Origin of the sequence: Rhizobium atlanticum (assembly GCF_030182485.1) — a bacterium.
Lineage (GTDB): Bacteria > Pseudomonadota > Alphaproteobacteria > Rhizobiales > Rhizobiaceae > Rhizobium.
This window is the reverse complement of record NZ_JAQJCJ010000003.1, coordinates 262,127-286,445: the sequence shown is the minus strand read 5'-3', so window position 1 is coordinate 286,445 and position 24,319 is coordinate 262,127. Positions and strand designations below refer to the sequence as shown.

Sequence of the window (24,319 nt, the reverse complement as noted above, 5' to 3'; positions counted from 1 at the left end):
CCCGCCATGAGCTTTACCGGCCTGCCCCCCGAAGCCGTTCCCGCCCTGATGACCGGGATCATCGCTCCTCATCCCTCCTTCAAAGGCCGCGCGGATGCCTATCTGCCCTCGCCCTGCATTCAGAACCACGCGGCAAATCTTGCTTTTCTGCCCGACGGCACGCTCACCTGCGTCTGGTTCGGCGGCACGATGGAGGGCATGGGCGATATCTCGATTTACATGTCGCGGCTGGCGCCGGGCTCCGATCGCTGGTCCGAGCCGGAGAAGATGAGCGACGATCCGGAGAAGTCCGAGCAGAACCCATTGATTTTCAACGCTCCTGACGGAAAGACATGGCTGCTCTATACCTCGCAGACCTCGGGCAACCAGGACGGTTCCGTTGTCAAATGCCGGATATCCGAGGATGGCGGCCGGACGTTCGGCCCGGTCCGGCTCCTCTGCGACAGCCCCGGCACATTCGTTCGCCAACAGATCGTCGTGAACGACAGGGGCGAGTGGCTGCTTCCGGTCTTCCGCTGCGTCGGCCTCGACGGACGGCGCTGGAGCGGCGACGCCGATACGGCAGCGGTTCTGATCTCGCGCGACGGCGGTGCGAGCTGGCAGATGCACGACATTCCGAACAGTATCGGCGCCGTGCACATGAACATCCTGCCGCTCGGCGGCGACGAGATGGTCGCCTTCTACCGCAACCGTTTCGCCGAAAACATTCTTTCCAGCCGATCGAGTGACGGCGGCAGGACGTGGAGCGCGCCCGAGCCCACGGAACTGCCGAACAACAATTCCTCGATCCAGGCAACAGTCCTGAATGATGGAGCGATCGCAATGGTTTACAATCATTCGAATGCAGCCATGTCGGACGCGCGGCGCCAATCTCTCTATGACGAAATCGAGGGCGACGAGGCTGGAGAAACGGCCGTCGTCCTCGCCGATATAGGTCGCAAGGCGGTCTGGGGTGTTCCTCGTGCGCCCCTGAGCCTTGCGATATCAAGGGATGGCGGCAAGAGTTTTCCGCGTCGCATGGATCTCGATACGGGTGACGGGTTCTGCCTCAGCAACAATTCCAAGGACTCGCTGAACCGCGAATTCTCGTATCCCTCGGTCATCCAAGGCGGCGACGGTACACTTCATGTCGCCTACACCTACTATCGGCGGGCGATCAAATATGTGCGCCTCGCCCCGCCACTCCTGCCGTAGCGAGGCGGCCGCTGGCTTGTTGTAAATTTGCGTCCCATCTAGCGCGAAAAGGTCGCTGGCATGATCGGTTCGACCGACTGAACGTGGAGAAATTGACAACAGAGTTGGCGCCTCGTCGCCAGCGCAGTGAAGGCCGGCTCGCACCGTCTACTATCGACGACTGTCAGCTATATATCTGATTATAATTATCAAACATCAATGCAGATGGCTGCAGAAACCTGAATCCAGCGCATATCAGACGATAAAATTTCGCGCTCTCAGAAATGCCCGCTTGACTTCGATATGACAACTTTACATTAAAGAGGGCGACACTATCGCCGCAAGATCCTGCAGGGAGGACTGGTCATGGCCAGCTTGGGTTCGCCAATCACGATAATTCGGCCGCATCAGATCGAATTCGGCATCGGCACGGCAGGAAAGCTCGGCAAATGGGCTGCCGAGAAAGGTTATCGGCGCACGCTTGTCATCTCGGACGCTTTCAACGCTTCGCGCGTCGACGTGCTGGAACTGAAGGGCGAGGTTGCGGTTTTCTCCGAAGTAACGCCTGAGCCTGATACGGCCAATCTCGACAAAGTGCTGACTGCGGCCAACGCCGCCGATGCCGAGCTGGTCGTCGGCTTCGGCGGCGGCAGCGCCATGGATCTGGCAAAGCTCGCCGCCGTTCTCGCCGGTTCCGGGCAGACGCTGCATGAGGTCGTCGGCCCGAACAGGGTGCGCGGGCCGCGCAAGGTGGGACTCGCCCAGGTACCGACAACCTCGGGCACCGGCAGCGAGGCCGGCATCCGCGCGCTCGTCACCGACCCTGCGACGATGGCGAAGCTTGCTGTGGAGAGCCTGCATATGCTGGCCGACATCGCAGTCGTCGATCCAGCCCTGACCTTAAGCGTGCCGGCGCGCACCACCGCCGCAACCGGCGTCGACGCCATGGCCCATTGCGTCGAGGCCTTCACCAACCGCAAAGCCCATCCGATGGTCGACATCTATGCGATCGAGGGAACGCGGCTCGTCGGCAGATATCTCGCCCGCGCCGTCAAGGATGGCAACGACGCAGAGGCGCGCGCCGGCCTATCGCTCGCCTCGCTTTACGGCGGCTTCTGCCTCGGCCCGGTCAATACCGCCGGCGGCCATGCTCTCGCCTACCCTCTCGGCACGCGCTGGCACGTGGCGCATGGAGCGGCGAATGCCCTGATCTTCCCGCATGTTCTCGCCTTCAACACGCCGGCGGCCGCGGAGAAGACGAAAGCGGTGATGGCAGCGCTCGGCTATGAGGCCTCGGAAAATACGGCATCGGTCTTCGATGCGGCTTATGCTTTTTGCGCCGAACTCGGCATTGAGATGAAGCTCTCCGGCCTTGGCGTGCCGGAAAGCGATCTCGACGCCATGGCTGACGACGCCTTTGCCATTCGCCGTCTGCTTGATAACAATCCGCGTGATCTCAGCCGAGCCGACATCCGCTCGATTTACGCGGCCGCCTTTTAATACTGTTTCAGAAGGGACTTTGGTGATGGACAGGAATGCGAAAGTCGCCGTGACGTTGGGCGATCCGGCTGGAGTCGGCCCCGAGGTGATCGTCAAGGCCTTGGCGGCGCTTCCGAGTGAAGAGCGCCGCGATTTCGTCATCGTCGGCAATGTGGAAGCGCTGGAGCGGGCTGACCGCGTTAGCGGCACCGGGTTGAAGTTCGTGCCTGCCGATGGATCCGATGACGACAGGATTGCCGTCGACGAAGTCCCGCTCGGCGCACCGCTGCCGGAGATCGGCAAGGTCAGCCCGGTCGCGGGCGATGCGTCCGTGCGCTATATCACCCGCGCCGTCGATCTCGCCATGTCCGCCAAAGCCGATGTCATCGTCACCGCGCCGATCAACAAGGAGGCGATGAACCTTGCCGGTCATCACCATGACGGCCATACCGGGCTTCTCGCGCATCTCACGGGCTCGAAAAGTTCCTTCATGCTGCTGGCCTCCGAGCGGCTGAACACCATCCACGTCTCCACCCATATCTCGCTGAAGGGCGCGATCGAGCGCGCCAAGACCGAGCGGGTGCTCGCGACCATCGAAGCCGGCCACAGGCATTTCCTGCGCCTCGGCAAGACCGCGCGCATTGCTGTTGCCGGCCTCAACCCCCATTGCGGCGAAAACGGCCTGTTCGGCACCGAGGACATGGACTTTCTGGCGCCGGCCGTCGAGCAGGCACAGGCTCGGGGTATCGATGTCGTCGGCCCGATCTCCGCCGATACGGTGTTTGCCCGTGCCTATAACGGCGCCTTCGATCTCGTCATCGCCCAGTATCACGACCAGGGCCATATTCCGATCAAGCTCGTCGCCTTCGAAACCGCGGTCAATGTCTCGCTCGGCCTGCCGATCGACCGCGTCTCGGTCGACCACGGCACCGCCTTCGACATTGCCGGCACCGGCAGGGCCAACCACGTCAACATGCTGTCCGCCATCGCCTATGCCCGGCTGATGGCCCGCTCGCCGCGGCGGCAGGTGTGATTGCGGCAAGATGTCGAACAGTGCCAACATCATAATCTGCTGACCAAGTCTCATCCGTCAGGCGTTTTGGTCTACTCTGCGGAAAGGTTGATTGAACCCCAACCCCGTCACATGCCCGGCGGTCCCAGAACACGGGGGCGGTGATCGAGGGGAATTCCGGGTGGGCCGGGTTGATCAAGATGTTACGGTCGACGCGGGCGACGACGCTTGGCACCGCAACATGGCGCAGCGTTCTTCTTGCGACATTTTTCGCCGAAAGACTTGCTACGGCGGCCGGCATGCTGTCCCAACCGGGCAGCGCGGGGCGGCGTTCGCTCGTGCCGGGGCTCAGCTTTGCCCCTGATGCAGCCGACGGAAAATCCGCTCGATCTGGGCGACAACGGAAAAAAAGACGATGCCCGAGAGAGAAGCGAGCACGACGGCGGCAAAGAGCCTTTCCGCCTGGTAGTTGAACGTCGACTGAATGATGACAGCGCCCAGCCCCTGGTTCGAGCCGATCCACTCCCCGACGATCGCGCCGATCACACAGGTGGTTGCCGAAATGCGCAGCGACGCAAACAGCAAGGGGGCGGACCGTGGCGCGCGCAGGCGCCAGAACGTTTCCCACCCACTCGCCGAAAGCACATGCATCAGCTCAAGCTCGCTTACAGTAGCCAGATTGAGGCCCCGGGCGGTATTCACCAGGGTTGGGAAGAAGCAGATGAGAGCGGCGATGATGACCTTCGGGAGCATGCCGAGGCCGAAGATGAGAATGATGATCGGCGCGAGCGCCAGCACCGGAATCGTGTTGAAGAGCAGGACAACGGGAAAGTAGGCGGCCTGGAACCGCGGATTATAGACAAAGGCAACCGCCAGTATCACAGCGAGACTATTGCCCAGGAGGAAGCCGAGGCCGGCCTCGGCCCATGTCGGGACGGCGTTCGACAGCAGGAGGCGCCATTCGATGCCAAGCGTGCGCATGATCGCCAGCGGCGTAGGAACGATATAACTGGGAATACCGAGAGCCGGCACCAGCCATTGCCAGGCGAGGAGCAGCGAAAGGGCGCCGATAATGGGAAACCCGATCGCCTCTCTGAGGGACAACGGACGGTGCGTCATGCAGCCGCACTCCCCTCCTGCAGCAACCTTCGCAGATGGGCGGCGGCCTCCTGGACATCGAGGCTCTCTCGCCGACAGAGGCCACGCTCGTCTTTCAGCGGTTTTAGGTCGATCAGCGCCTGGACGCGACCCGGATTGGCGGCCAGGACCATCACGCGTCCGCCGAGATAGATCGCCTCGACGACGCTGTGGGTTACGAACAGGATGGTCGTGCCGGTCCGGCGCCAGACGTCCAGAAGCTCATCGTTCAGTCGTTCGCGGGTGATTTCGTCGAGCGCACCGAAGGGCTCGTCCATGAGCAGGATATCCGGCTCGCATTGAAGCGCGCGCGCTATGGCGACACGCTGGCGTTGTCCGCCGGACAACTGGTGCGGATAGCGGTCGGCCAGATGCGACAGGCCGACCAGCTCGATCCAATGGTCGGGCCGCGGATCGACCAATCGCGAGATGCTCTTCTTCCCCACCTGCAGCGGCAGCGCGACATTCTCCCTCACGGTCCGCCAGGGTAACAGCGTTGCGTCCTGAAAGACGAAGGCGACCTCGCGCCGCCGGCGCGCTTCCGAGGCAGTGCTGCCGAGCACCGACAACCGCCCATCAAGGGGCGGAAGAAGATCTGCCACCGCACGCAAGAAGGTCGACTTGCCGCAACCGGAAGGGCCGAGAATGGTCAGAAACTCACCCCTGCCGACGCTAAGGTCGACGCCGGACAGAATGCGGGTCGTCTCGACGGCGCCGGCGTAGCCTATAGCCAGATTCTTGGTTTCGATGGCCACTGCTTCAGGCAAATCCGCTCTCATGCGATCTTCGGGCGGTCACCCGTCGTCATATCCAATATCTCGGTCGTATAGCAATCCTCCAGTTTCGGCGCGCCGCTCTTGAACTGGCCGATCTTGTCGTAGACGGAAATCTGCTCGGCGAGAGCGGCTGGATCGAAGCTGCCCCAGCCTTCCCTGCCGGTCTCTGCGTCGAAGCTCAGCGACAATATGCGCGGCACCGTCTTCAGTTCCACGGCAAGATCGAGCTGCGGATAGGCCTCCACCGTCAATTTCACCGCCTCTTCGGGATGTTCATGCGTCCAGGCCCAACCCTTGGCGACGGCACGCAGCACCTTTGCCAGCGTCTCGGCATGGCCGGTCACGGCATCGTCGGTGGCGAAATAGACATTGGCATAGGATGGCAGGCCCGTGTCCTTCATCATCAGATCGATGCGGTCGGGGCCGATGACGGAAAGGGCCTGCGTGTTGGTGATCCATCCGGTGACCGCATCGACCTGGCCGGTCATCAGCGGCGTCATGTCGAAACCGATATTGGTAATGGCCAGGCTCGAAGGATCGATACTGTTCTTCAGCAGGATGGCATCGAGCACGTAACGGGCCGTCGGCTGGATGCCGATACGCTTGCCGACCATATCCTTGACGGTGCGGATCGGCGCCTTGGGCAGCGAATAGAAGGCGAAAGGCGCCATGCGGAAACCGCAGGCGAAGATCTTGATCGGCACGCCGGATGACCGGGCAAGAAGAAGCTGTGCCGAATCCGAGAACTGACCGAGTTGCGCATCACCCGTGATCACAGGCGGCACCGTTGCCGAATTCGGACCCCCAGGGGAGAACTCGACGTCGAGACCCTCGGCCTCAAACAGGCCTTGCTTGGCGGCAACGATATCGCCGATCTGTCCATTGCTCATCAACCAATCGTATTTGATGACGACTTTGGATGCGGCGGCGCTCGAATGACGCGGTACGAACACGCTGATCCCCGCCGTCGCCGCGGCGAGAGCAAAGGCTCCGCCCTTCAGGACACCACGTCTGCCGACCATGATATGTTTGTCATACCCGTTCATTTGCTTGCCTTCCCCTTGTTGGTTTGCCGGACGGCTGGATGGGCCGCTTATGCTTCATTATTGCGGGTCGATGTCGCCGACCGGGCCGCCTTCAGACCACGCATAGATCTCCCAGAGATTGTCGTCGGGGTCGGCGAAATAACAGCATCGCGCATTCCAGACGTAATTCTGTGGCGGCGCGTGGAAGAGCACACCGGCGGCCTTCAGCTCCGCATAGGCAGCATCGACCTGCTCTGGCGAGGCAAGCTCGATGGCCGCGCAGGCCTTGTGCACGCCCGGAGGAGCCCGGCGGCTTGAGACACCGGTATTCTCGGCGATATGCGCGATCTCCCAGAGCGCCAGCGTCACGCCCGCGCCCTTGAAATCGGCAAAGCCAGGAGCGCGGCGGCGCGGCCTGAAGCCAAGCCGCTCGACATAGAAGGCAGACGCTCTTTCGATGTCCTCGACCAAAAAACAGATGTCGGTGATCGGATTGGTTTGGGCAAAAGCGGTCATACAGGCCTCCTGATGGGAAAAGCCTCGCAGACCACAGCCTCAAGAGATTTCAAATTCGTGCGGTTATCTTTCGCAAAATTGCTGATTCGCCACCGACGGGCGCCGGCTCAAAGACGGACCGAACGCTGGTATTCCTTCGGTGTCGCCCCCATCAGGCGGCGAAAGACGCTGGAGAAATGCGCCTGGCTGGAAAAGCCTGTGGCGTAAGCGATGCTTGCAAGCGTCTCCTTGCCATCGGCAAGATAAAGTCGCGCCCGCTGGATCCTGCGTTCGAGGACGAAGCGATGCGGCGCCACGCCCACCGCCCGTTTGAATTCCCGGCTGAAGTGAAAGGGGCTCATATGGGCCACGCCAGCAAGCTCCTCCACGCTCAGATCGGATTTGCCAAGCAGGTTCTCGATGTAATCGATCACGCGCCGGAGATTTTCCGATGACAGCGGACGATTGCCGGCCTCAGGTCTGGCGCCCAGCAGTTTTACAACGCAACAGGCGAGCGCCATTCCCAGATGCTGCATCAAAAGCAGGTCGTCGCGCCCGGTCTTCTCGACGGCAAATGCAAGAGAAAGCGCAACCTGCAGCGTTGTCGGATCAGTCGTCGCGCTCAGTGCATCACTATCCCAATGCTCTGGATCGAAGCGAGAGCCCCCGAGGCTGCTGTAGAGCGCAGGTGACTGGAAGATCGAGATATAATCCGCCGCATCGCCCTCGACTTCAAGGACCGTGGCAGCCGGTTGAAATCCCAGGGTGAAGGGCGGCCTTTCAACTTTGCGGAACGCCCCGCTTCCAAGCCGATAGGCATATTTGCCGTGCGCCGTACGGTTGATCGAAATTCTATGAAGCGAGCCCTTCGAAACCATCTGTCCCGCAGCGCTGCGATAGGTCTCAACGATCATGTCGCGTTGGACGAAGGCCTTGTAGCCTCCAAGGGATGGCCGGCTTATTGAGAAAATCTGCGGATCGATATCGGGCATTGTTTCATTCTCCCTGGCGGGGAAGAGGCAAGTTGCGCGCCAAATGGAAGCCAAGCTTCGCGCTGGATATCGACGTCGTGGGATAAATCCCGACCGCGCCCATTTAAATCGTGGTTCTAAGACCGCTGTCATGCCACACGGCACCACGGCCTAGCAGGCGTTCATCCTCGGCAAATTTGGTCGCATGCGCAAGAATTATGCAATGCATGTTTCTTCCTGATCGGTGGCTGCAGACCATCGGATCGCTCTCAACAGCGCGCCGCATTCGAAAGCATTCCCGGCCACGGCAAACCGCAGCCAGGAATACGCTTTTGCTCCGTCCACTCTTTTCCCCGGAAATGGTCTTTTTGGAAATTCGTTTCTCCCCATTCCTATTAGTACACTTAATTTATAGACATCATCAATTTGGAGAGTGGCAATGACCATCGAAAAATCCGGAAGCGGTCTCGCAAGACGAGACCTGTTGAAACTGTCCGCCGCGGCCGGGGTTGCCGTCGCTGGTGCTTCGCTCATCGGGCAGAAGCCGGTTTTTGCGACCGAAGAGCTCTCGCTGAAAGGCAAGCGCATCGCCATCAGCGCCACCGGCACCGATCATTTCTTCGACCTGCAGGCTTACAATGCTCAGATCGAAGAGGTGAAGCGTCTCGGCGGCGAGCCGATCGCCGTCGATGCCGGGCGCAATGACGGCAAGCTCGTTTCGCAGCTTCAGACGCTCATCGCCCAGAAGCCGGATGCGATCGTTCAGATCCTCGGCACACTGAGCGTTATCGATCCCTGGCTGAAGAAGGCGCGTGATGCCGGCATCCCGGTTCTGACCGTCGACGTCGGCTCGACCAATTCGATCAACAATACCACGTCAGACAATTGGGGCATCGGCAAGGATCTGGCGCTGCAGCTCGTCTCCGATATCGGCGGCGAAGGCAATATCGTCGTCTTCAACGGCTTCTATGGCGTGACCCCCTGCGCGATCCGCTACGACCAGCTGGTCAATGTCGTCAAATATTTCCCGAAAGTGAAGATCCTCCAGCCGGAACTGCGCGACGTCATCCCGAACACCGTACAGGACGCCTTCACCCAGATCACGGCGATCCTCAACAAGTACCCGGAAAAGGGCTCGATCAAGGCGATCTGGTCGGCCTGGGACATTCCGCAGCTCGGCGCGACCCAGGCGCTGACGGCAGCAGGTCGGACCGAAATCCGCACCTATGGCGTCGATGGCAGCCCCGAAGTGCTGCAGCTCATCGCCGATCCGAATTCGCCTGCTGGCGCCGATGTCGCGCAGCAGCCGGCAGAAATCGGCCGCACCGCCATCCGCAACGTCGCAAAGCTGCTCGCCGGCCAGACGCTGCCGCGCGAGACCTATGTTCCCGCACTTCTGGCCAACAAGCTCAATGTCGGCGAAGTCACCAAGAAACTCGGCATTGGCTGACGCAGCCTGACGGACGGTCCGGCCATGCCGGACCGCTCAAGATTGGCCACCACGTGGGGATGGATTGCATGACTGCCATTTCCTTCAAGCAGCCGGTGACGGCGCGAGACGACATCATCCGCTTCGAAGGCATCGTCAAACGTTTCGGAGGCGCGCAGGCGTTGGCAGGCGCGTCGCTGATCGTAAAACGCGGAACGATCCACGGTCTTGTCGGGCAGAATGGTGCCGGCAAGTCGACGCTGATCAAGCTGCTTGCCGGCCTCCATCAGCCGGATGACGGGCGGATTGAGATCGAAGGACAGACGTTCGACAGGCTGACGCCGCATCTTGCCGAGGCGCTCGGCATTCACTTCATTCACCAGGATCGGCTGCTGGTGCCGACCTTCACCGTCGGTGAAGCGCTGTTCCTCGGCCGGGAACCGCGTATGTCGGGCACGCCGTTCCTCGACCGGCGGCTGATGCAGCGCCGCGCTTCCGAAATCCTCAACGACTATTTCGGCGTCCGATTGCCAAACACTGCCCTCATCGGCGAATTGTCGACGGCCGAAAAGCAGATCGTCCAGATCACCCGTGCGCTCCTCAATCAGCCGAAGGTGCTCGTGTTCGACGAGCCGACGGCGGCACTGGTGCGCCGCGAGGCCGATATCCTCTTCCGGCTGATCCGCCGCCTGCGCGATGAAGGCGTAACCATCATCTATATCTCGCACTACCTGAACGAAATCGAGGAACTCTGCGATCGCGTCACCGTGCTGCGCAACGGACTTGATGTCGCTTCCGTGCCGATCGGGGAGACTTCGGCCGCGGCGATCGCCCGACTGATGGTCGAGCGGGATATCAAGGAGATGTTTCCGAAGCCTGAGGTCGCGCCCGGTGAAGAGATACTCAACGTGGAGCAGCTGTCGGCGCCGGGAAAATACAGCGACATCAGCTTCTCGCTTCGCCGCGGCGAGGTGCTCGGCCTCACCGGCCTGCTCGGCTCCGGCGCAAAGGAACTGGTTCGTGCTCTCTTCGGTCTGGAGTCACCGTCTTCCGGCCGCATCGAAATCAACGGCAAACCGGCCCGTTTCGCCAATCCGACTCAGGCCGCCAGCCACGAGATTGCGCTGGTGCCGGAAGATCGGCGCCGTCATGGCGTTGCGCTCGATCTCAGTGTTGCCGAGAATACCAGCCTTTCCAGCCTCGCCCGCTTCACGCGCTTCGGCTTTCTCCATCGCAAGCGCGAGCAGCGCGAGATCGATGCCCTGATCACGCGGCTGCAGGTGAAAGCCAGCGGGCGCAATGCGCTTCTGCGCACGCTCTCGGGCGGCAACCAGCAGAAGGTGGCGATCGCCAAGTGGCTGAGCCGACACTCCGAAGTCTATCTCCTCGACGAGCCGACGGTCGGCGTTGATATCGGCTCCAAGGTCGAGATCTACACTCTGATCGGCGAACTTGCGGCGCGGGGCGCCGGCGTCATCGTGCTGTCTTCGGATCTGCCCGAACTCATCGGCATCACCGATCGTATCCTCGTGCTTTTCCGCGGTCGTGTGGTGCGAGAATTCATCTCGTCGGAGACCACGGCGGATGCCGTGCTGGCGGAATCGACCGGGTCGTCGGAGGGACATCGCCATGTCGGCTGAAGTGGAATTCGCGCCTGCCGGCTTTTCGGCAATAGAACCGCCGCGCCGGCCGGCCGGCAACATCGCGGCTGTGGCGCTGCGTTTCGGATCACTGATCGCTTTCGCAGCCATTCTGATCGTCTTCTCGCTCACCGCGCCTTACTTCCTCAGTGTCGGCAATGTCGGCAACGTGCTCGGCCAATCCGCCATATCAGGCGTACTCGCCATCGGGCTGACGGTTGTTCTGATTGCCGGCGGCTCCAACGTGGTCACCGGCGGCATCGATCTCTCGCTCGCGGCCAATATGGGCCTCAGCGCCGCCGTCTACGCCACCTTGACCCAACTCGGCTACGGCGACGCGGCGGCGGCCTCGGCGGCAATCGGGACCGGGGCGCTGATCGGCACGGTCAATGCCGTTGCCGTCGTCTATGCCGGCATCGTTCCGTTGCTGGCCACGCTTGCCGTGATGAACGTCGTTGCCGGACTGGAACTGGTGCTGACCCAGAATACCGTCCTGCCCGCCTCCACGCCCTTTCTCTCGGCGCTTTCGGCGTCTGATCCCCTAGGCCTGCCGGTTCTTGCCTATGTGCTTCTCGGCTTCACGGCACTTGCAACGGCCATCGTCCAATATACGCCGCTTGGCCTGCATCTTTATGCCGTCGGCGAGTTCCCGGAGGCGGCGCGCGCCGCCGGCTTGCCGCTTCGCCGGCTACTATCAGGCGCGTTCATCGCCAGCGGCGTGTCCGGCGGCATTGCCGGTATCCTGTCGGTTTCCTATCTGAGCGGCAGCACGACCGGCTCCGGCGAGATGCTGCTGCCCGTCGTCGTCACCGCTTTGCTCGGTTCGGTCTTTTCGCGCCGGCTGGTTCCCACGATGGCCGGCACTTTCCTCTCGGCTCTGTTGGTCGGCTTCCTCACCAACGGCTTCCAGCTGCTCAACATTTCGAGCACGCTGGTCAGCGGCATCCAGGGCTTGCTCATTCTCATCGTGGTCTCCGCGACCACCCTGTTGCGCCGGCGGGAGGCCTGATCATGTCGCTCCAGAGTTCGACACCTGCCGTTACCGGCCTGCCGCGCCTCATCGCTGCCGGCGCGGCGCGCTACGGCCTCGTCCTCGCGCTCGTCGCGGTGTCCACCATCTTCTCCGCGGCAACGCCGACATTTCTGACGCTTGCCAACCTCCAGAGCATCCTGGTCAACAATTTCACGCTGCTTGCCATCGTTTCCATCGCCATGACCTTCGCCGTCTCCTCGGGCGGCATCGATCTCTCTGTGGGAACGGCGATGGATTTTGCGAGCTTCGCCTTCGTCTCCCTCGTGCTGGCAGGTCAGCCGGTGGCGATTGCCGCCCTTGCCGGACTAGCGGCAGGAGCACTCGTCGGTGCCTTCAACGCGCTGCTAATCTCAGGGATCGGTGTCTCCCCCTTCCTTGCAACGCTCGGCACGCTGTTCATCGGCCGCAGCGTCCAGCAATTGCTGACCAATGGCGGCAACCCGGTCTACCTGTCGCCGAGCGGTGTGCCGGAAGCCTTTCGCGTTCTCGGCCACGGCACGATCGGCGGCTTTCCGGTGCCGCTCGCGGTCGCGATCCTCATCATAGCTGCTGCCGCGGTTGTCTTTGCCCGAACGCGTTTCGGCCGCGTCATCCTGTCGATTGGCATCCAGCCGGCCGTCGTTCGCTATTCCGGCATCGCGGCATCGGCCCATATTGCCGCTACCTTCGTCATCGTCGGCTTGATCGCGGCTGTCGCCGGCTTGATCCTGACGGCGACCGTTGCCGTCTATATCCCCTCCTCCGGCAATGCCTTCCTGCTGAATGCCATCGGCGCGACCTTCATCGGCACGACTCTCAGCCCGCTTGGGCGGCCGAACGTCGGCGGTACTGTCCTCGGCGTGCTGCTGCTCAGCATCGTCGCCAACGGGCTGCTGTTGACCGATCTTAATTTCTACTGGCAGCAGGTCGGCACGGGCACGCTGATCTTTGCCGTGCTCGCCCTGAGCTTCATCAACAGGAAATCCGCCGGCCGCGCATAAGAGCTGCCATATCCGCGGATATGTCAGCCCGCCGAGCTTTCCGAAATCATTCGCGATACGGCGTTTTTCCAGCCGATGATCTTGCCCTGCCGCTCGGTCTCTTCCATCGACGGGCTGAAGCGGCGGTCGCAGGCCCAGGCCTTCGCAAAATCGCGCTTGCCGGGCCAGATGCCGGCCTTCGAACCGGCGAGCCAGGCGGCTCCGAGCGCCGTCGTCTCGCGGATCGCCGAACGGTCGACGGGATTTCCCGTGATGTCGGCCAGGCACTGCATCGTCCAGTCGGACGCCGCCATGCCGCCATCGACGCGCAGCACGGTTTCCAACTGGTTGGCGCCCCAGTCCTTCTTCATCGCCACCAGCAGGTCGAGCGTCTGATAGGCGACGGATTCAAGCACCGCGCGGGCAAATTCCGCCGGGCCGCTGTTGCGCGTCAGGCCGAAGATCGCGCCGCGCGCGGCCGGATCCCAATAGGGCGCGCCGAGGCCGGTGAAGGCCGGGACGATATAGACCTGCTGTCCGGGATCTGCTTTGGTGGCCAGAACCCCAGCCTCGGAAGCCTGGCTGATGATGCCGAGGCCGTCGCGCAGCCATTGCACGGCCGCACCCGCAATGAAAATCGAGCCTTCGAGTGCATAGGTCGTCTCACCGTCGAGCCGGCAGGCAATGGTCGTCAGCATCCGGTTGGAGGAGGAAACGCGGTCCCGGCCGGTGTTGAGCAGAGCGAAGCAGCCGGTGCCATAGGTGGATTTCATCATGCCGGGGTCAAAGCAGGCATTGCCCACGGCCGCCGCCTGCTGGTCGCCGGCGACGCCGAGGATCGGCAGCGCGACCCCGAACAGAGCTTCGTCGACCCGGCCGAAATCATCGGCGCATTCTTTGACCTCGGGAAGCGTGGCTGAGGGAATGCCGAGAATGCCGAGAAGCTCCTCGTCCCAGGCGCCGTCATCGATATTATAGAGCAGCGTTCGCGAGGCATTGGTCGCATCGGTGGCATGCACACGGCCGCCGGTCAGCTTGTAGATCAGCCAGCTGTCGATCGTCCCGAAGCAGGCCTCGCCTGCCTCCGCCTTCTCCCGCAGGCCATCGACATTGTCGAGCAGCCAGCGCAGCTTCGTTCCCGAGAAATAGGGGTCGAGCAGCAGACCGGTCTTGGCGCTGAACAGCTTCTCATATCCGTCAGCCTTCAGGCTCTCGCACATTTCGGCCGTGCGCCTGTCCTGCCAGACGATCGCGCGGTGAAGCGGCGTGCCGGACCTGCGATCCCAGACGACCGCCGTCTCGCGCTGATTGGTAATGCCGATTGCCGCGATCACGGCGGCGTCAATACCAGCATCGGCGATCGCCTTGCGCACCGTGTCGATGACGGACTGCCAGATTTCGGCGGCGTCATGCTCCACCCATCCGGGCTGCGGATAATATTGGGTGATCTCCGCCTGCGCCGAGCCGACCATTTTCATGTCGCCATCGAAGATGATGGCGCGTGAAGACGTCGTGCCCTGGTCGATCGAAAGAATATAGCCGCTCATATCCGTCTCCGGCTCGCACGAAACAGCTCAGCCCGCTGCGGAGCAGCAGGATGCGGAGGTTTCATAAGAGAAAGATTGTAGGGCCACCGGCTTTGCTGCCGGTGGCAGGAAGTGGTGGCCGGAGACCTTGTCGCCTCCGGCCACGGTCCGCCTTACTTCTTCTGCCAGCTCTTGACGAGCTCGTCGTAGTTGACGGTCTGCGGCTTTTCCTTCTCGTTTTCGATCTTCAGCTGCGGTGCAAGGTTGCCCTTCTTCACCGCATCCGCGTTCCAATAAGCGAGATCATGCTCTTCGGCGAGTTTCGGGCCGATATCGCCCTGGACCTTGGCGCGTTCCAGGCGCTGCAGCACCTTTTCCTGTTCGGAGCAAAGCGAGTCCATCGCTTCCTGCGCCGTTTTGGCGCCGGAGGAGGCGTCACCGATCGCCTGCCACCACAGCTGCGCGAGCTTCGGATAGTCAGGAACGTTCGTACCGGTCGGCGACCACTGCAGGCGGGCCGGCGAACGGTAGAATTCGATCAGGCCGCCGAGCTTCGGCGCGCGATCGGTGAAGGACTTATGATCCAGCGTCGACTGGCGGATGAAGGTGAGGCCCATGTGGCTCTTCTTCACGTCGACAGTCTTGGAAGTGACGAACTGGGCATAGAGCCAGGCCGCCTTGGCGCGATCGACAGGCGTGGACTTCATCAGCGTCCAGGAGCCGGCATCCTGATAGCCGAGCTTCATGCCGTCCTTCCAGTAGACGCCATGCGGGCTCGGCGCAAAACGCCATTTCGGTGTGCCGTCGGCATTGACGACCGGCAGGCCTTCCTTGACGAAGTCGGCCGTGAAGGCCGTGTAGGTGAACATCTGCTGTGCAATTTCACCTTGCGACGGGACCGGTCCGGATTCGGAGAAGGTCATGCCCTGAGCGGCAGCCGGTGCATAAGCCTTCATCCAGTCCAGATACTTCTGGATTGAATAGACCGCTGCCGGGCCGTTGGTATCGCCGCCGCGCGCGACGCACGAACCGACCGGACGGGAGTTCTCGTCGACCTTGATACCCCATTCGTCGACCGGCTTGCCGTTCGGAATGCCCTTGTCGCCGTTGCCGGCCATCGACAGCCAGGCATCGGTGAAGCGCCAGCCGAGCGATGGGTCCTTCTTGCCGTAGTCCATGTGGCCGTAGACCTTCTTGCCGTCGATCTCGCGGCCGGTGAAGAACTCGGCGATATCCTCATAGGCCGACCAGTTGACCGGCACGCCGAGATCGTAGCCGTACTTCGCCTTGAAGTCCGCCTTGTTCTTCTCGTCGTTGAACCAGTCGTAACGGAACCAATAGAGGTTCGCGAACTGCTGGTCCGGCAGTTGGTAGAGCTTGCCATCAGGCGCTGTCGTGAACGACTTGCCGATGAAGTCGTCGACGTCGAGGCCGGGATTGGTGACATCCTTGCCTTCATTGGCCATCCAGTCGGTCAGCGAGCGGGCCTGCTGGTAGCGCCAATGGGTGCCGATCAGGTCCGAGTCGTTGATATAGGCGTCATAGATGTTTTCGCCCGACTGCATCTGCGTCTGCAGCTTTTCGACAACATCGCCTTCGCCGATCAGATCGTGGGTGACCTTGATGCCGGTGATCGCGGTAAAGGCCGGAGCCAGCACCTTCGATTCATAATCATGCGTGGTGATCGTTTCGGAAACGACTTTGATGTCCATGCCGGCGAAGGGCTTCGCGGCATCGACGAACCACTGCATTTCCTTTTCCTGGTCGGCGCGGGAAAGCGTCGAGAGGTCGCCGACTTCCTTGTCGAGGAACGTCTTGGCCTCGTTCATACCGGCATAGGCCGATGCTGTCATCGCCAGCAGCAAGCCTGCTGTCGTCGTCAATAAGTGCCGTCGCATAATATCCTCCCAGGGTTTGCGATTGCAGTTACGTCTCAGGCGGCCAGTACCCCCGGCCATCTGTCTTCTCCTTGCCGTTACACGTAGCGGAACACGCCGATGGCATAGACTACGGAAATGGCAAGAGCCCACCACAGGTTGGGCCCAGCGAGCCCAAGCCATGCAAGATGAATGAACGCTGCGCCAAGCAGCGAAATGAAAAGCCGGTCGCCGCGCGTCGTCTCAAAACGCAGCACGCCCGTGCGCGGCGTGCCGCCCGGCGAAAAATATTCCCAGACGCTCATGGCGATGAGCAGCGTAAGGATCGTCAGGAAGAAGAGCGCCGTCGGCAGCGTCCAGGCCATCCAGGTAAAATTCATGACCGTCTCCTCCTCAGACGCGGCCCAGGGCAAAGCCCTTGGCGATATAGTTGCGAACGAAATAGATGACGAGCGCGCCGGGAATGATGGTGAGCACGCCGGCTGCCGCCAGTACGCCCCAGTCCATGCCGGCCGCCGAAACCGTGCGCGTCATGATCGCCGAGATCGGCTTTGCCGCGGTCGTCGTCAGCGTGCGGGCCAGCAGCAGTTCGACCCACGAGAACATGAAGCAGAAGAAAGCGGCGACACCGATCCCGCTTGCAATGAGCGGCATGAAGATCTTCACGAAGAAGCGCGGGAAGGAGTAGCCGTCAATATAGGCGGTTTCGTCGATCTCCTTCGGCACGCCAGACATGAAGCCTTCGAGGATCCAGACCGCAAGCGGCACGTTGAACAGGCAGTGGGCGAGCGCCACGGCGATATGGGTATCGATCAGGCCGAAGGCGGAATAGAGTTGGAAGAAGGGCAGCGCAAAAACCGCCGGTGGCGCCATCCGGTTAGTGAGCAGCCAGAAGAACAGGTGCTTGTCGCCGAGGAAGCGGTAGCGCGAAAAAGCGTAGGCCGCCGGCAGCGCCGCAAGCACTGATATAACAGTGTTCATCACCACGTAAATGATTGAGTTGATGTAACCGTTATACCAGGACGGATCAGTGAAGATGACGGCGTAGTTCCGGAGCGTCGGGTTTTGCGGCCACAGCGAGAAGGCGCCGGTGATCTCGGCATTCTCCTTGAAGCTCATGTTGATCAGCCAGTAGATCGGCAGGAGCAGAAAGAGGATGTAGAGCGTCGTAACCACCCAGGAGAGGTTTCCGGCGGGCTTGTATTTCCTTGTCGAACCCATGGATCTCTCCTTTCTCAGGCGTTGGCGTCGCTGCTGGTCATGACCGTGTAGAAGATCCATGACAGCAACAGGATGATCAGGAAGTAGATGATCGACATCGCCGCGGCGGGGCCGAGATCGAATTGCCCGACGGCCATCTTCACGAGATCAATCGACAGGAAGGTCGTCGAGTTGCCGGGACCGCCGCCGGTGACGACGAAGGGCTCGGTATAGATCATGAAACTGTCCATGAAGCGTAGGAGCACGGCGATCAGCAGCACTCGCTTCATCTTCGGAAGCTGGATGTAACGGAATACGGACCAGCGCGAGGCGCCGTCGATCTTGGCGGCCTGATAATAGGCGTCCGGGATCGAGACGAGGCCGGCATAGCAGAGCAGCACGACGAGGCTCGTCCAGTGCCAGACATCCATGACGATGACCGTGACCCAGGCGTCGACCGGATCGCGGACGTAGTTGTAATCGAGGCCGAGCCCCTCGAGCGTATGGCCGAGCAGGCCGATATCGACGCGTCCGAAGACCTGCCAGATAGTGCCGACGACATTCCACGGGATGAGCAGTGGCAGCGCCATCAGAACGAGGCAGACCGGAACGCCGATGCCCTTCTTCGGCATGTTGAGAGCAATGAAGATGCCGAGCGGAATCTCCAGCGCCAGGATGATGAAGGAGAAGAGCAGGTTGCGCTCGAGCGCTTCCCAGAAGCGGTCGGAATGCAGCGTCTGAACGAACCAGTCGGTGCCTGCCCAGAAGAACTCGTTATTCCCGAACGTATCCTGAACCGAATAGTTGACAACAGTCATCAGTGGGATGACGGCCGAAAAGGCGACGAGCAGCAGCACCGGCAGGACCAGAAACCAAGCTTTGTTGTTCCACGTCTTCTGCATGGCTCAGGCCTCCCTGCCGACGCGCCAGCTGTCGGCGTAAATGCTGATGGCGGACGGATCGAAGGTGACGCGGGCATCTGCGGGGATATCGGCGTCCTCATGCACGACGATCGCAATTGGCTGGCCGGCGAAGCGGGCGCGGACGATCTTCTGCCGGCCGATATCCTCGACCTTGGTGATGTTGACCGGCATGCCTTCCCGCCCGAGGCGGATGAATTCGGGGCGGATGCCGAGCTCGGTCTTGGAACTGCCAGCGGTCCTCGGCGCGTAATCCAGCGTCAAAACCTCGTCTCCGACCTTGACGGCGCTGCCTTCGACCCTGGCGGGCATGACGTTCATACCGGGCGAACCGATGAAATAGCCGACGAAGGTGTGGCTCGGCCGCTCGAAAAGCTCGGCCGGCGTGCCGATCTGAACGATCTGGCCGTCATACATGACGACGACCTTCTCGGCGAAAGTCAGCGCCTCGGTCTGGTCGTGGGTGACGTAGACCATGGTGAAGCCGAACTGCTTGTGAAGCCGCTTCAGTTGCGAGCGCAGCACCCATTTCATATGCGGGTCGATGACGGTCAGCGGCTCGTCGAACAGGATGGCGTTGACGTCGTTACGCACGAGGCCGCGGCCGAGAGAGATCTTCTGCTTCTGGTCGGCCGTCAGCCCTTGCGCCTTGCGCTTGGCCCAGCCGGCAAGGTCGATCATCTCGAGAATGTCGCGGACGCGGCGGTCGACATCGGCCTCCGCCACGCCGCGGTTGCGCAGCGGAAAGGCGAGATTATCGTAAACGGTCATGGTGTCGTAGATGACCGGAAACTGGAAGACCTGGGCGATGTTGCGGCTCTGCGTCGACAGGTTCGTCACATCCTTGCCGTCGAAGAGGATGCGACCGTGCGAGGGCTGCAGCAGACCCGAGATGATGTTCAGCAGCGTGGTCTTGCCGCAACCGGAGGGGCCGAGCAGCGCATAGGCGCCTCCGTCGTTCCACTCGTGGTCGACTTCCTTCAGCGAATAATCCTTCTCCGTCTGCGGATTAGCTCCGTAGGCGTGGCGGATATGGTCGAGCGTAATGCGTGCCATTGTGCTCTCCTATACCTTTCCGGCTTCAGCGGTAGCGCGGCCAATCGTGGCAATGGCGCCGCCATCGGCGCCGAAGGCCAAGAGGTGACGCGTGTCGAGAAAGGCCTCTATCTCCATGTCCGGGTCGATGTCGTGAATGCCATGGGCGAGCATCACCCAGCGCACGCCGTCGTAGTCCAGGTGAACAAAGCTCTCCGAGCCGGTGATCTCCGAAACCAGCGTGCGCGCCTGCAGGCGGGCAGCCTCACCGGTCTGCGGTTTGAAGCCGAGGTGATGCGGGTGAAAGGCGACGGTCACCGGCCCGTCCGGCACGGCAGCCAGATGCGGGGGAACCGGAAGTGCCGCTCCGCCCGGACGCGTAAAGAAATTGTCCGATTTGGTCACGTCGAGGATATTCAGCGGCGGATCGGCAAAGATGCCGGCGGTGGTGAGATCGGCGGGCCGGCGGTAAACATCGATCGTCGGCCCGAACTGCGTTACCCGGCCTTCGTTCAGCGTCGCCGTGTTGCCGCCGAGCAGGAGCGCCTCTGACGGTTCGGTCGTCGCATAGACGAAGATCGCGCCGGATTGGGCAAAGATCTTCGGCAGTTCCTCACGCAGTTCTTCCCGCAGCTTGTAATCGAGGTTGGCAAGCGGCTCGTCCATCAGAACGAGGCTGGCATTCTTGACGAGCGCGCGCGCCAGCGCGGTGCGCTGCTGCTGGCCGCCGGACAGGTTGAGCGGCGTGCGGTCGAGATAGGGCGTTAGCTTCAAAAGCTCGGCCGCCTTGCGCACTTCACGGTCGATGGTAGCGGCATCCTTGCCCGATATGCGCATCGGGGAGGCAATGTTCTCGTATACCGTCAGCGCCGGATAATTGATGAACTGCTGGTAGACCATCGCGACGTTGCGCTTCTGCACCGGCATGCCGGTGACATCGGCGCCGTCGAAATGGACGGAGCCGGCGGTCGGACGATCAAGCCCGGCCATCAGCCGCATCAGCGACGTCTTGCCCGACAGCGTCGGCCCGAGCAGGACATTCAACGTGCCCCGCTCAAGGACCAGATCGGTCGGATAGATATGATAGTCCGCGCCCACCATCTTGGCGGCGTTTCGCAGTTCCAGCATTCCGATTCCCCTGCCTCCACGCAGCGGGGACCACATGCCGCCTTATCCGGCCATCGCCGGTATGGCAGCCATGTACTCCTCCAGTGACTGGGCCTGCTCCTTCGATAGGCGCAGACCATCCTTTGTTCTCCTCCACAGCACGTCTTCAGCGTGCCGGGCCCATTCATGCTCGACGAGATATTTGACCTCGGCCTCGTAGAGATCGCCGCCGAACAGCCGTCCGAGGTCGTCATGGCCGCGGGCAGCGCCGAGCAATGTCACAGCCCGGGTGCCGTAGCGGCGCACCAGCCGGCGGGCGTGTGCATCGGCAAGGAACGGATAGCGCCGCTTTAGACCGGCGACCTCCGCTTCGTAGCCACGGACCGGGAAGTCGCCGCCGGGCAGATGGCTTTTGGCTGTCCAAGGAGCACCCTTGACACCGATCGCGGCGCCGATCTTCTCCAGCGCATGTTCGGAAAGCCGGCGATAGGTGGTGAGCTTGCCGCCGAAGACGTTGAGCAGCGGCGCGGCCCCGGCTTCGCCCTCCAGCTTCAGCACATAATCGCGCGTCGCTTCCTGCGCCTTCGAGGCGCCATCGTCAAAAAGCGGCCTGACTGCCGAGTAGGTCCAGACGATGTCCTCCGGCCTGACCGGTTCCTTGAAATATTCCGACGCGGCATTGCAGAGATAGACCGTCTCCTCCTCGGAGATCCGGACATCTTTGGGATCGGCGGTGTAGTCGCGGTCGGTGGTGCCGATCAGGGTGAAATCGCCCTCATAGGGGATGGCGAAGATGATGCGGTTGTCGGGATTCTGGAAGAAATAGGCACGAGGGTCGTCGAACTTCTTCCTGACGACGATATGGCTACCCTGAACGAGACGAACGTGGTGGGCCTCGTTCTGGCCGAAGGCGGAACGAATGACATGATCGACCCAGGGACCGGCGGCATTGATCAGCATGCGGGCCTGATGGCTGTCATTGCGGCCAGTGACCGTATCGGTCGTTTCAATGTGCCAGAGTCCATTCTCGCGTCGCGCCGACACTACTTTGGTGCGCGGCATGATCGTCGCCCCTTTGTCGGCAGCGTCGCGGGCGTTCAACACGACCATGCGGGCATCATCGACCCAGCCGTCGGAATATTCGAACGCTCTGGTGAACAGCGCCTTCAGCGGCTTGCCGGCCGGGTCCTTGCGCATGTCGAGCACTGAAGTCGCAGGCAGCAGTTTGCGGCCGCCGAGGTGATCGTAGAGGAAAAGGCCGAGCCGGATCAGCCAGGCCGGGCGAATGCCGCCCTTGTGATACGGCAGTACGAAGCGCAGCGGCCAGATGATGTGCGGCGCCATCGCCCAGAGGATCTCGCGCTCCATCAGCGATTCACGCACCAGGCGGAATTCATAATGCTCGAGATAACGCAGGCCGCCATGAATCAGCTTGGTGGCGCCGGACGAGGTGCCGGAGGCGAAATCGTTCATCTCCGCCAGCGCGACGGAATAGCCGCGCCCGACGGCGTCGCGCGCAATGCCACAGCCGTTGATGCCGCCGCCGATGACGAATATGTCGTGTATCTCCCGGCCCAATTGCCCCCTCCGAGCCCGCTGCCAATTTCGCATCGCACAAATTCTGCGCGATTGCGAAAGTGAGAACAGTTAAAACGAAAGGAATGCGAATGTCAAACGAATGTTTGCTCCGTTCGCATGACTAACGCGATCTGGTGCTCGTTTCGATCAGCTTCACATTGTTTTCGAGGCAGAGATTACGAATCGACGGTACCGGACAGTGGTCGGTGATGAAGGTATGGACCTGGGAAAGCTGGCCGATCCGGACCGGCGCGGTGCGTTCGAACTTGGTCGAATCGGCAACGAGGATGACATGCCGGGCATTGGCGATAATCGCCTGGGCGACCTTCACTTCGCGAAAATCATAATCGAGAAGCGCCCCGTCGATATCGATCGCCGATGCGCCGATGACGGCATAATCGACCTTGAACTGGCGAATGAAATCGACTGCCGCTTCGCCGACGATACCGCCGTCCGAGCCGCGTACGACGCCGCCGGCGATCACCACCTCGATTGCCGGAAAGAGACGCAACCTGTTGGCAACGTTGATGTTATTGGTGATCACCATCAGCTCGTGATGATTGGCGAGCGCCTCGCCCACCGCTTCCGTCGTCGTTCCGATGTTGATGAAGAGCGAGGCTCCGCTCGGGATCAGCTCGACTGCCGCCATACCGATTGCCTGCTTCTCGGAAGCGGCAATCTGCCGCCGCGCCTCGTATTTGACGTTCTCCGTTCCGCTTGGAAACGTGGCGCCGCCGTGGATGCGTGTCAGCACCTGGGCATCGCAGAGATCGTTCAGATCCTTGCGGATCGTCTGCGGCGTCACCGAGAAGCGCGAGGCGAGCTCCTCGACCAGAACCCTGCCGCTCGATTTCGCAATCGCCACGATTTCAGTTTGTCGGTCGGTCAAGAACATCGGCGCCCCTTTCGATCTGCTTTCGTTTTTAAAGAAAGCGAACAGCGGCGCAATGCCTATTTGTCAGCGAGACTTCGTCACCTTGATGTGGCGGCGGCCCGATGCACCTATCGTTTCCGCACATTGACCACGAGCACACCAAGGATCGCCATCACGCCGCCGGCAGCACCCAGCGCCGTCGGCGTCTCGCCCAGCCAGACGAACCCGATCAGCGTTGCGACCGGCGGGACGCCGTAGAGAAAATTCGAGGCGCGCGCGGCCGTCAGCCGCTTCAATGCGATGGCCCAAGTGAGATAGCCGATCGCAGTCGGGAAGATGACGAGATAGGCAACGCCCCAATTGACCTCTGCCGGCGCCGCGGCCAGCGCGCGGATCGTTGACGGGACGGCCGGAAACAGCGGCACGGAGCCGATCAACAGGATCCAGGCGGTGACGGCAAGCGCCGGCAGGCGGGCGAGCAGCGGCTTCTGCAGCACGCTGGCGATCGCCGAGCAGAGCGCTGCGCCGAGGATCAGCACGGCGTTCGGATCGAGCTTGAAGCCGCCGTCGGAGGAAAGCGCAATCAGCGCCACGCCGCCGAAGGAAACCGCAGTACCTGCCCACCCCCAGCGGCCGAAGCGCTCGCTGAGCACGAATGTGGCAATCAGGGCTGTGAAGACGGGCATGGTATTGATGATGAAGCTCGCCGGCCCCGCCGCCACAGTCTGCTCGCCGGTGTTCAGGAGAACCGCATAGGCAGCGATGAAGAGGACGGCAGCCACCGAGAGGCGGAGGAAATCACGCTTTTCCGGCATCGGCCGGTAGATGGCGAGATAGAAAAGGGCGAGGACGCCTGCCGCCACATAACGCGCCGTTGCCAGTTCGATCGGCGTCAGCGGTCCGAGACAGATACGGATCACCACGAAGGAAGAGGCCCAGAAGAGAATGGTGACGACAATCGCAGCAAAGGCGATCAGATCGAAGCCGCTTTGCTGTTTTGCCGAAACTGGTGCGCTTGCCGTCATGCTCATGTTCACCTCCATATGTGCTTGCGACAATGAATTAGGCTTTCG

General features: G+C 61.7%; 23 protein-coding genes and 1 pseudogene. 7 read left to right on the top strand and 17 right to left on the bottom strand.

The window, feature by feature from the left end:
* Positions 1 to 6: 6 nt before the first annotated feature.
* The 3 genes from PH551_RS06700 to pdxA all read left to right on the top strand — a co-directional run bounded on the left by PH551_RS06700 (position 7) and on the right by pdxA (position 3,685).
* Positions 7 to 1,194 (top strand): sialidase family protein, encoded by a 1,188-nt coding sequence (locus PH551_RS06700; RefSeq protein ID WP_285192360.1) that lies wholly within the window; start codon positions 7 to 9, stop codon positions 1,192 to 1,194.
* A 345-nt stretch (positions 1,195 to 1,539) separates the two neighbouring features.
* Positions 1,540 to 2,673: an iron-containing alcohol dehydrogenase gene (locus tag PH551_RS06695; RefSeq protein WP_285192359.1), complete on the top strand. Its 1,134-nt coding sequence runs from the start codon at positions 1,540 to 1,542 to the stop codon at positions 2,671 to 2,673.
* A 25-nt stretch (positions 2,674 to 2,698) separates the two neighbouring features.
* The gene (gene pdxA, locus PH551_RS06690) at positions 2,699 to 3,685 is read left to right on the top strand and encodes a 4-hydroxythreonine-4-phosphate dehydrogenase PdxA (protein ID WP_285192358.1); all 987 of its coding nucleotides are present in this window, start codon (positions 2,699 to 2,701) and stop codon (positions 3,683 to 3,685) included.
* A 115-nt stretch (positions 3,686 to 3,800) separates the two neighbouring features.
* On the opposite strand, the pseudogene PH551_RS32880 reads toward pdxA, so the two are convergent.
* The 7 genes and pseudogenes from PH551_RS32880 to PH551_RS06660 form a co-directional block, all read right to left on the bottom strand.
* Positions 3,801 to 3,989, bottom strand: a pseudogene (locus tag PH551_RS32880) (RES domain-containing protein); the annotation flags it as partial.
* A gap of 23 nt (positions 3,990 to 4,012) precedes the next feature.
* Positions 4,013 to 4,783, bottom strand: a complete 771-nt coding sequence (locus PH551_RS06685) for an ABC transporter permease (protein ID WP_285192357.1) — start codon at positions 4,781 to 4,783, stop codon at positions 4,013 to 4,015.
* Positions 4,780 to 5,568 (bottom strand): ABC transporter ATP-binding protein, encoded by a 789-nt coding sequence (locus PH551_RS06680; protein ID WP_285192356.1) that lies wholly within the window; start codon positions 5,566 to 5,568, stop codon positions 4,780 to 4,782. The genes PH551_RS06685 and PH551_RS06680 overlap by 4 nt, the downstream gene beginning before the upstream one ends.
* A gap of 8 nt (positions 5,569 to 5,576) precedes the next feature.
* The gene (locus PH551_RS06675) at positions 5,577 to 6,623 is read right to left on the bottom strand and encodes an ABC transporter substrate-binding protein (protein ID WP_285192355.1); all 1,047 of its coding nucleotides are present in this window, start codon (positions 6,621 to 6,623) and stop codon (positions 5,577 to 5,579) included.
* Positions 6,624 to 6,680: 57 nt separating this feature from the next.
* Positions 6,681 to 7,118, bottom strand: coding sequence for a VOC family protein (locus tag PH551_RS06670; protein WP_285192354.1), 438 nt, complete (start codon positions 7,116 to 7,118; stop codon positions 6,681 to 6,683).
* Between the two features lie 107 nt (positions 7,119 to 7,225).
* Positions 7,226 to 8,089 carry an AraC family transcriptional regulator gene (locus PH551_RS06665; protein ID WP_285192353.1) on the bottom strand — a complete coding sequence of 288 codons (864 nt, stop codon included), beginning with the start codon at positions 8,087 to 8,089 and terminating at the stop codon, positions 7,226 to 7,228.
* A 195-nt stretch (positions 8,090 to 8,284) separates the two neighbouring features.
* Positions 8,285 to 8,515 (bottom strand): hypothetical protein, encoded by a 231-nt coding sequence (locus PH551_RS06660; RefSeq protein WP_285192352.1) that lies wholly within the window; start codon positions 8,513 to 8,515, stop codon positions 8,285 to 8,287.
* Between PH551_RS06660 and PH551_RS06655 the strand changes: the two genes are divergently transcribed.
* The 4 genes from PH551_RS06655 to PH551_RS06640 all read left to right on the top strand — a co-directional run bounded on the left by PH551_RS06655 (position 8,508) and on the right by PH551_RS06640 (position 13,150).
* Positions 8,508 to 9,518 (top strand): sugar ABC transporter substrate-binding protein, encoded by a 1,011-nt coding sequence (locus PH551_RS06655; RefSeq protein WP_221139095.1) that lies wholly within the window; start codon positions 8,508 to 8,510, stop codon positions 9,516 to 9,518. The two genes, PH551_RS06660 and PH551_RS06655, sit on opposite strands and share 8 nt — an antisense overlap.
* 68 nt (positions 9,519 to 9,586) lie before the next feature.
* Positions 9,587 to 11,137 carry a sugar ABC transporter ATP-binding protein gene (locus tag PH551_RS06650; RefSeq protein WP_285192351.1) on the top strand — a complete coding sequence of 517 codons (1,551 nt, stop codon included), beginning with the start codon at positions 9,587 to 9,589 and terminating at the stop codon, positions 11,135 to 11,137.
* On the top strand, positions 11,127 to 12,146 hold the full coding sequence (locus PH551_RS06645) for an ABC transporter permease (protein WP_285192350.1): 1,020 nt from the start codon (positions 11,127 to 11,129) through the stop codon (positions 12,144 to 12,146). Before PH551_RS06650 ends, PH551_RS06645 begins: the two co-directional genes overlap by 11 nt.
* Before the next feature lie 2 nt (positions 12,147 to 12,148).
* Entirely contained in the window at positions 12,149 to 13,150 is a 1,002-nt protein-coding gene (locus PH551_RS06640) for an ABC transporter permease (protein ID WP_285192349.1), read from the top strand.
* Positions 13,151 to 13,173: 23 nt separating this feature from the next.
* Here PH551_RS06640 and glpK read toward each other — a convergent pair whose 3' ends face one another.
* From glpK to PH551_RS06590, 10 genes are all read right to left on the bottom strand, one after another.
* Positions 13,174 to 14,676 (bottom strand): glycerol kinase GlpK, encoded by a 1,503-nt coding sequence (glpK, locus tag PH551_RS06635; protein WP_285192348.1) that lies wholly within the window; start codon positions 14,674 to 14,676, stop codon positions 13,174 to 13,176.
* A gap of 152 nt (positions 14,677 to 14,828) precedes the next feature.
* The gene (locus PH551_RS06630) at positions 14,829 to 16,553 is read right to left on the bottom strand and encodes an ABC transporter substrate-binding protein (RefSeq protein WP_285192461.1); all 1,725 of its coding nucleotides are present in this window, start codon (positions 16,551 to 16,553) and stop codon (positions 14,829 to 14,831) included.
* 77 nt (positions 16,554 to 16,630) lie between these two features.
* Complete coding sequence (locus PH551_RS06625) at positions 16,631 to 16,912, bottom strand: DUF2160 domain-containing protein (RefSeq protein WP_097599743.1); 282 nt, start codon at positions 16,910 to 16,912, stop codon at positions 16,631 to 16,633.
* A 13-nt stretch (positions 16,913 to 16,925) separates the two neighbouring features.
* The gene (locus PH551_RS06620; protein ID WP_085781430.1) at positions 16,926 to 17,753 is read right to left on the bottom strand and encodes a carbohydrate ABC transporter permease; all 828 of its coding nucleotides are present in this window, start codon (positions 17,751 to 17,753) and stop codon (positions 16,926 to 16,928) included.
* A gap of 14 nt (positions 17,754 to 17,767) precedes the next feature.
* Positions 17,768 to 18,634 carry a carbohydrate ABC transporter permease gene (locus PH551_RS06615; protein WP_085781429.1) on the bottom strand — a complete coding sequence of 289 codons (867 nt, stop codon included), beginning with the start codon at positions 18,632 to 18,634 and terminating at the stop codon, positions 17,768 to 17,770.
* A 3-nt stretch (positions 18,635 to 18,637) separates the two neighbouring features.
* Positions 18,638 to 19,708, bottom strand: coding sequence for an ABC transporter ATP-binding protein (locus tag PH551_RS06610; protein WP_085781428.1), 1,071 nt, complete (start codon positions 19,706 to 19,708; stop codon positions 18,638 to 18,640).
* A gap of 9 nt (positions 19,709 to 19,717) precedes the next feature.
* Entirely contained in the window at positions 19,718 to 20,815 is a 1,098-nt protein-coding gene (locus PH551_RS06605; RefSeq protein WP_285192347.1) for an ABC transporter ATP-binding protein, read from the bottom strand.
* A gap of 42 nt (positions 20,816 to 20,857) precedes the next feature.
* Complete coding sequence (gene glpD, locus PH551_RS06600) at positions 20,858 to 22,372, bottom strand: glycerol-3-phosphate dehydrogenase (RefSeq protein WP_085781426.1); 1,515 nt, start codon at positions 22,370 to 22,372, stop codon at positions 20,858 to 20,860.
* 121 nt (positions 22,373 to 22,493) lie between these two features.
* Positions 22,494 to 23,267 carry a DeoR/GlpR family DNA-binding transcription regulator gene (locus PH551_RS06595; RefSeq protein ID WP_085781425.1) on the bottom strand — a complete coding sequence of 258 codons (774 nt, stop codon included), beginning with the start codon at positions 23,265 to 23,267 and terminating at the stop codon, positions 22,494 to 22,496.
* Between the two features lie 107 nt (positions 23,268 to 23,374).
* Entirely contained in the window at positions 23,375 to 24,289 is a 915-nt protein-coding gene (locus PH551_RS06590; RefSeq protein ID WP_285192346.1) for a DMT family transporter, read from the bottom strand.
* Between the last annotated feature and the right edge of the window lie 30 nt (positions 24,290 to 24,319).

Excerpts from the sequence above, each read along its gene's own strand:
- PH551_RS06665 (WP_285192353.1), bottom strand. The coding sequence starts at position 8,089 with ATGCCCGATATCGATCCGCAGATTTTCTCAATAAGCCGGCCATCCCTT.
- PH551_RS06595 (WP_085781425.1), bottom strand. The coding sequence starts at position 23,267 with ATGTTCTTGACCGACCGACAAACTGAAATCGTGGCGATTGCGAAATCG.
- glpK (WP_285192348.1), bottom strand. The coding sequence starts at position 14,676 with ATGAGCGGCTATATTCTTTCGATCGACCAGGGCACGACGTCTTCACGC.
- PH551_RS06700 (WP_285192360.1), top strand. The coding sequence starts at position 7 with ATGAGCTTTACCGGCCTGCCCCCCGAAGCCGTTCCCGCCCTGATGACC.
- pdxA (WP_285192358.1), top strand. The coding sequence starts at position 2,699 with ATGGACAGGAATGCGAAAGTCGCCGTGACGTTGGGCGATCCGGCTGGA.
- PH551_RS06670 (WP_285192354.1), bottom strand. The coding sequence starts at position 7,118 with ATGACCGCTTTTGCCCAAACCAATCCGATCACCGACATCTGTTTTTTG.
- PH551_RS06695 (WP_285192359.1), top strand. The coding sequence starts at position 1,540 with ATGGCCAGCTTGGGTTCGCCAATCACGATAATTCGGCCGCATCAGATC.
- PH551_RS06625 (WP_097599743.1), bottom strand. The coding sequence starts at position 16,912 with ATGAATTTTACCTGGATGGCCTGGACGCTGCCGACGGCGCTCTTCTTC.
- PH551_RS06650 (WP_285192351.1), top strand. The coding sequence starts at position 9,587 with ATGACTGCCATTTCCTTCAAGCAGCCGGTGACGGCGCGAGACGACATC.
- PH551_RS06655 (WP_221139095.1), top strand. The coding sequence starts at position 8,508 with ATGACCATCGAAAAATCCGGAAGCGGTCTCGCAAGACGAGACCTGTTG.
- PH551_RS06605 (WP_285192347.1), bottom strand. The coding sequence starts at position 20,815 with ATGCTGGAACTGCGAAACGCCGCCAAGATGGTGGGCGCGGACTATCAT.
- PH551_RS06620 (WP_085781430.1), bottom strand. The coding sequence starts at position 17,753 with ATGGGTTCGACAAGGAAATACAAGCCCGCCGGAAACCTCTCCTGGGTG.
- PH551_RS06660 (WP_285192352.1), bottom strand. The coding sequence starts at position 8,515 with ATGGTCATTGCCACTCTCCAAATTGATGATGTCTATAAATTAAGTGTA.
- PH551_RS06610 (WP_085781428.1), bottom strand. The coding sequence starts at position 19,708 with ATGGCACGCATTACGCTCGACCATATCCGCCACGCCTACGGAGCTAAT.
- PH551_RS06615 (WP_085781429.1), bottom strand. The coding sequence starts at position 18,634 with ATGCAGAAGACGTGGAACAACAAAGCTTGGTTTCTGGTCCTGCCGGTG.
- PH551_RS06675 (WP_285192355.1), bottom strand. The coding sequence starts at position 6,623 with ATGAACGGGTATGACAAACATATCATGGTCGGCAGACGTGGTGTCCTG.
- PH551_RS06630 (WP_285192461.1), bottom strand. The coding sequence starts at position 16,553 with ATGCGACGGCACTTATTGACGACGACAGCAGGCTTGCTGCTGGCGATG.
- PH551_RS06640 (WP_285192349.1), top strand. The coding sequence starts at position 12,149 with ATGTCGCTCCAGAGTTCGACACCTGCCGTTACCGGCCTGCCGCGCCTC.
- PH551_RS06645 (WP_285192350.1), top strand. The coding sequence starts at position 11,127 with ATGTCGGCTGAAGTGGAATTCGCGCCTGCCGGCTTTTCGGCAATAGAA.
- PH551_RS06590 (WP_285192346.1), bottom strand. The coding sequence starts at position 24,289 with ATGGAGGTGAACATGAGCATGACGGCAAGCGCACCAGTTTCGGCAAAA.
- PH551_RS06685 (WP_285192357.1), bottom strand. The coding sequence starts at position 4,783 with ATGACGCACCGTCCGTTGTCCCTCAGAGAGGCGATCGGGTTTCCCATT.